The sequence below is a fragment of the Fulvivirga sp. genome (assembly GCF_040220315.1).
Taxonomy (GTDB): Bacteria; Bacteroidota; Bacteroidia; order Cytophagales; family Cyclobacteriaceae; genus Fulvivirga.
Map to the genome: position 1 here is coordinate 1 of NZ_JAVJUY010000259.1, position 3,921 is coordinate 3,921.

Consider the following 3,921-nt stretch of genomic DNA (forward strand, 5'->3'; position numbering starts at 1 on the left):
TGCATATCCAATGCTAGCGGGCGGTGCAGTAAAAGTGGAAGTACTTGATGAGCAATATCAAGTAGCTCAAACTCAAACGCACCAGACATACATGGGAAGAGAGACTGTAATACAGGAATCTATCCTTTCAAAATATCAAAAAGATCCAAAAGCTGGGAGGTATACTCCTTATATTTCTACTTGGCAAGAAGAAGATCATAAAACTGAAGCTGGTAATTTAAGTCTTTGGAAAGGTCATAAATACAAAAACCATCACTGGGGTCTTGCAATTGACTTAAACTCGTGTACTGGCTGTAGTGCATGCCATGTGGCATGTCAATCTGAAAACAACATTCCTGTTGTTGGTAGAGATGAAGTAATTATGAGAAGAGATATGCACTGGATGCGTATTGATCGTTATTATAGTTCAGCAAGTGTTGATAATTATGAAGCAATGGAAGTGGCTGCAGAGAACCCTGAAGTTACCTTTCAGCCAATGATGTGTCAGCACTGCAATAATGCACCTTGCGAGACTGTATGTCCTGTGGCTGCCACAACACACAGCACTGAAGGTCTTAATCAAATGACTTACAACAGATGTATTGGTACAAGATATTGTGCTAACAACTGTCCATACAAAGTAAGAAGATTCAACTGGTTCAAATACCACGATAACTCTCAGTTTGAGGACATCAACACAGCGATGAGCAATGATTTGGGTAAAATGGTATTGAATCCAGACGTCACAGTACGTTCTAGAGGAGTAATGGAAAAATGTTCGCTTTGCGTTCAGAGAATTCAATACGGAAAATTAGAAGCAAAGAAAGAGGGTAGAAGACCAAAAGACGGGGAAATTAACACGGCTTGTGCTAGTGCATGTCCAGCCGATGCAATTGTATTTGGAGATATGAATGATACTGAAAGCAGAATTTATAAAATGCTTCAGATCAACGATACCGAAGAATCTGATTACATAATAGAAAAAGAAATAGGTGAGCCAAGGGCATATCATGTGCTTGAGGAGATAGGTGTGAAACCTAACGTTACTTATCTAACTAAGATTAGAAATAAAGAAGAGAACAACGCGTAAGTGATGTCTCTGGGAAATTGATAGAAATTAAAACTAAGAACTAACAAATATGCAAGTTACTTCATCTGTTCGTGAAGCTCTGGTTACCGGAAACAAAACGGTTCATGATGTTACGGAAGATATCTGCAGACAAGTAGAAGGAAAACCAACAAAATCATGGATGCTGGGAATGGCAGTTTCATTAGGAGCTTTAGCCATTGGAACCTACTGCGTTTTCGTATTACTATGGGAAGGTATCGGTGTTTGGGGTTTGAATAAAACTGTGGGCTGGGCATGGGACATTACCAACTTCGTATGGTGGGTTGGTATTGGTCACGCAGGAACACTAATTTCGGCTATTCTATTGCTATTCAGACAGAAATGGAGAATGTCAATTAACCGTGCTGCAGAAGCTATGACAATCTTTGCTGTAATTTGTGCAGCTTGTTTCCCTGGTTTACACATGGGTAGACTTTGGTTAGGTTTTTATTGGGCATTACCACTTCCGAATACGTTTGGATCTCTCTGGGTGAATTTTAACTCACCATTATTATGGGATGTTTTTGCTATTAGTACATATTTCACAGTTTCTCTTGTATTCTGGTACATTGGTTTAATTCCTGATTTCGCCTCTATAAGAGACAGAGCAAAAAATAAAATTTCAAAGGCAGTTTATGGAGCCCTAAGTTTCGGATGGGATGGTGCTGCAAAAACTTGGGCACGTTACGAATCAGTGGCATTGATTTTAGCTGGTCTAGCCACACCACTCGTACTTTCAGTACACACTATCGTATCATTTGACTTTGCTACATCAGTAATTCCAGGATGGCATACAACGATTTTCCCCCCATATTTCGTTGCTGGAGCGATTTTCTCAGGTTTTGCCATGGTACTAACGCTTATGTTGGTCACAAGAAAGGTATTTAAACTGGAAGATTACATCACGGTAAATCACATTGAACTGATGAACATTGTAATCATTATCACAGGTTCAATAGTGGGTATTGCTTACATTACTGAGTTTTTCATTGCTTGGTATTCTGGAGTTGAAGCAGAGCAATATGCATTTATTAATAGGGCCACTGGTCCATACTGGTGGGCGTATGCTACCATGATGACATGTAACGTAATTTCACCGCAGCTTTTTTGGGTGAAGAGCATTCGAACTAATATCGCTGCTACATTCATATTGAGTATTGTAGTTAATATTGGTATGTGGTTCGAACGGTTTGTAATTATTGTAACATCGCTGCATAGGGATTATTTACCTTCTAGCTGGGCGATGTTCTATCCTACAAGATATGATGTAGGTGTATACTTATTCACTTTTGGATTATTCTTTACAGCATTCTTACTGTTTGCTAAATTCTTCCCAGTGATAAACATGGCAGAAGTAAAGAGTATCATTAAGTCATCATCTTTAAAAGAGAAGAAATAAAAAATGGAAAGTAATAAACACTTTGTATTAGGAGTATATGACGATGAAGATGTTTTACTCGAAGCCGTAACCAAGGTAAGAGAAAGCGGAGTGAAGATTCATGAGGTATATTCTCCTTTCCCTGTTCACGGGTTAGATGAAGTTTTAGGTTATAAAAGAACAAGATTACCTAAAGCTGCCTTTATGTTTGGTTTGCTTGGTACTTGCTTAGCACTTACTATGCAAATTGGTATGCTGGGATACGACTGGCCAATGATAATAGGCGGTAAAGATTTTTTCTCGATACCTCCATTTATTCCTGTAACATTTGAGTTAACGGTTTTACTTTCTGCCCTTGGTATGGTGGGAACATTTATGATCGTAAGCGATCTTAAGCCGTATAAAAAACCAAGAATAATGGACATCAGAATAACTGATGACAAACATGTAATGGCTATTGATCTTGCTAAGAACAAAATGTCGAAAGATGACATTAGAAAAGTGGTGCAAGGTAGTGGTGCAAGTGAAGTGAATGATAAAGATTTTGAAGATTAAGAACATTCTGACAATGAGAATATATAGCGTTTTTAATTACTTTTTGAGCCTTACGTTGGCAGTTATTTTGATAAGCTGTGGAGCAGGTGGCGATAATCAGGGGCTAGAATATGCGCCTAATATGTATCATTCTGTACCTTATGAGCCATTATCTCAAATTACAGATGAAGATGCTGGCGAGGCCACTCAGTTTTTAAATAATACCCGTGATGGGCATGGCGAGTACTACAATTCGAATCCATTAAATGCACATGGCATGACAATGCGTACACCAGCCCCCAATACGGTTCCGAGAAAAAAGGATGGTTTCTTGCCATACAGAATACCCAAAGATAGCCTGGAAATAGCTGCTGAAATTGAAAGTCCCATAGATAGTACCATGGCTGAAGCAGCAATAAAAGATGGCAAGGCACTTTATGGCCGGTATTGTGAACATTGCCATGGATCTAAGGGTGAGGCAGATGGACTTGTAGCTGAAAAATATCCCGGGGTTGCAAACCTGCAGGGAGTGGCATACAAGAATATTACAGAAGGTCACATTTTCCATGTAATTACCTGGGGTAAAGGATTAATGGGGGCACATGGTTCGCAAGTTAGCCCTGAGGACCGATGGAAGATTGCGAAATTTGTAAAATCGATTCAGAAGTAACAGAGATTTAAGAAGTAAATATAACGATACAATGACCGAAGAAAGATTTGAATTTACCGCTGGTGCCAAGAAAACCCTGATGATCGTTGGGGTAATAGGTGTGGTATTGTTGGTAATCGGAATTATAACCTCCATGTCAGGTGGTCACCATGAGGAAGGAGAGCATGCACTAAATTCTTTAACTTCTCAGACAGAATTGGTAGCAAGTGCAGATGAAGGTGGGGCTGAAGCTCATGGAGCTGAAGAAGACGG

Annotated in this window: 4 protein-coding genes and 1 pseudogene; all 5 read left to right on the forward strand. The window is 39.4% G+C overall.

Features of this window, described 5'->3' with window-relative positions; genetic code table 11:
• Positions 1–1,069: 4Fe-4S dicluster domain-containing protein (locus RLO81_RS12580; protein ID WP_350112030.1), on the forward strand; the 1,069-nt coding region annotated here is incomplete at its 5' end.
• Positions 1,070–1,118: 49 nt separating this feature from the next.
• Entirely contained in the window at positions 1,119–2,486 is a 1,368-nt protein-coding gene (gene nrfD / locus RLO81_RS12585) for an NrfD/PsrC family molybdoenzyme membrane anchor subunit (protein ID WP_350112032.1), read from the forward strand.
• Positions 2,487–2,489: 3 nt separating this feature from the next.
• The gene (locus RLO81_RS12590) at positions 2,490–3,020 is read left to right on the forward strand and encodes a DUF3341 domain-containing protein (RefSeq protein WP_350112034.1); all 531 of its coding nucleotides are present in this window, start codon (positions 2,490–2,492) and stop codon (positions 3,018–3,020) included.
• A gap of 13 nt (positions 3,021–3,033) precedes the next feature.
• A complete protein-coding gene (locus RLO81_RS12595; RefSeq protein ID WP_350112036.1) occupies positions 3,034–3,669 on the forward strand; it encodes a c-type cytochrome in 636 nt (211 codons plus the stop codon).
• Positions 3,670–3,700: 31 nt separating this feature from the next.
• Positions 3,701–3,921: pseudogene (locus tag RLO81_RS12600) on the forward strand (quinol:cytochrome C oxidoreductase); the annotation flags it as partial.

Excerpts from the sequence above, each read along its gene's own strand:
- nrfD (WP_350112032.1), top strand. The coding sequence starts at position 1,119 with ATGCAAGTTACTTCATCTGTTCGTGAAGCTCTGGTTACCGGAAACAAA.
- RLO81_RS12590 (WP_350112034.1), top strand. The coding sequence starts at position 2,490 with ATGGAAAGTAATAAACACTTTGTATTAGGAGTATATGACGATGAAGAT.
- RLO81_RS12595 (WP_350112036.1), top strand. The coding sequence starts at position 3,034 with ATGAGAATATATAGCGTTTTTAATTACTTTTTGAGCCTTACGTTGGCA.